Origin of the sequence: Methylobacterium sp. Leaf91 (assembly GCF_001422815.1) — a bacterium.
Lineage (GTDB): Bacteria > Pseudomonadota > Alphaproteobacteria > Rhizobiales > Beijerinckiaceae > Methylobacterium.
In genome coordinates this window covers 1-1541 of record NZ_LMMP01000047.1, presented here as the reverse complement: position 1 = coordinate 1541, position 1541 = coordinate 1, and the positions used below count along the sequence as shown (strand labels likewise).

Here is a 1541-nt window from a genome sequence, read left to right as displayed (position 1 = left end):
GTTTCACCGACGTTGCGCCATACCTGTCCGTCGACCTCCTCACGCCCTCCGACAGCCTCGCGTCCGCCCCGCCTACGCGGTGACGGCCGGAGCTCGGTAGATCCCACCCTTCGTCAGAAGGGCCCACGCGATGCGCGCGTTCTTGTTCGCCACAGCTACGATGACCAGCATCGGCGGCTTGCGAGCGAGCATTTGGCCAAGCCATGAGTCGGCCGGCACGCCCTTGCGCTTGGCCCAGCGTACCACTGCGCTGGCCGCGATGATGAGCAGGCGTCTCAGCGTCCGCTCGCTCATGCGCGAGGTGCGACCCAGGCGCTCTTTGCCGCCGGTCGAGCGCTGCACCGGTGTCAGCCCGACCCAGGCGGCGAAGTCGCGGCCCGAACGAAACGTCTCAACGGGCGGGGCCAGGGCCTCGATGGCAGTGGCGATCAGCGGGCCGATGCCCGGCACGCTCATCAGCCGCCGTGCCGTATCGTCGGCCTTCGCGCGCGTGGCGATCTCAGCATCCAGGGTTGCGGTCTGCTCCTGCAGATGGCGGAGCGCACAGACGAGAACGGCGAGGCCGGCGCGGGCGGCTGGAGGAATGTCCGAAGCGGGATCCTCGATCTGCGCGATCAACCGCTCGATATGGGCGGGCCCCTGCGGCGCGATCAGGCCGTACTCGGCAAGATGGCCGCGGATCGCGTTGATGAGCTGGGTGCGCTGGCCGACCAACACGTCGCGGGTCCGGAAGATCACCGCGGAGGCCTGCTTGGCTTCGCTCTTCACGGCAACGAAGCGCATGGTCGGACGCTGCGCGGCCTCGCAGATCGCCTCGGCATCGGCCGCGTCGTTCTTCTGGCGCTTGACGAAGGGCTTCACGTAGGCAGGCGCGATCAGCTTGACCGTGTGACCGAGCTTGCCAATCTCGCGGCCCCAATGATGAGCGCCGGGGCAGGCCTCCATCGCCACGAGGCAGGGTGGTTGGGCCGCAAAGAAGGCCAGCACCTGCTCCCGCCGCAGCTTCTTGCGGAAGATCGGCGCACCGGCAGCGTTCGCGCCGTGCGCCTGGAAGACGTTCTTGGCCAGATCCAGGCCGATGATGCTAACCTCTGTCACGGACGCCTCCCTCGGGTGGTTCACAACACCACCAATCTGGCACGTCGATGCCGTCGGGGGCGTCCACCCCATCATTACAAGACCACCACCGTCACCGCCGCCCTGCGCACCAGCGGTCCCACAGCCGTCGCCCTGTTCGATGGGGCCACGAACGGGGCACGCTTCCGCACCTACGTGACCGACACCCTGGTCCCAGAGCTGAAACAGGGCGACACCGTCATCCTCGACAACCTGAACGTCCACAAGGTGGCCGGTATCCGCGAGGCCATCGAGGCGGCCGGCGCACGGATCCGCTACCTGCCGGCCTACAGCCCTGAACCGAAGGACCGCGTAGCGACTTCAACCCGTGTATGGATGACTCCTGCGGGTCAAGGATGTCGGATCGGTTCGGGTGAACTGGTCGGTTGCGGCCATGTATACGGCGTCTGATCTGCAGCGGGATC

Annotated in this window: 1 protein-coding gene and 1 pseudogene; one reads left to right on the top strand and one right to left on the bottom strand. The window is 67.2% G+C overall.

From position 1 onward, the window contains the following. Window positions 1-72: 72 nt before the first annotated feature. Window positions 73-1098: an IS110 family transposase gene (locus ASF32_RS19900; protein ID WP_056432534.1), complete on the bottom strand. Its 1026-nt coding sequence runs from the start codon at window positions 1096-1098 to the stop codon at window positions 73-75. A gap of 42 nt (window positions 1099-1140) precedes the next feature. On the opposite strand from ASF32_RS19900, the pseudogene ASF32_RS19895 reads away from it, so the two are divergent. Next, window positions 1141-1416: pseudogene (locus ASF32_RS19895) on the top strand (transposase); the annotation flags it as partial. Between the last annotated feature and the right edge of the window lie 125 nt (window positions 1417-1541).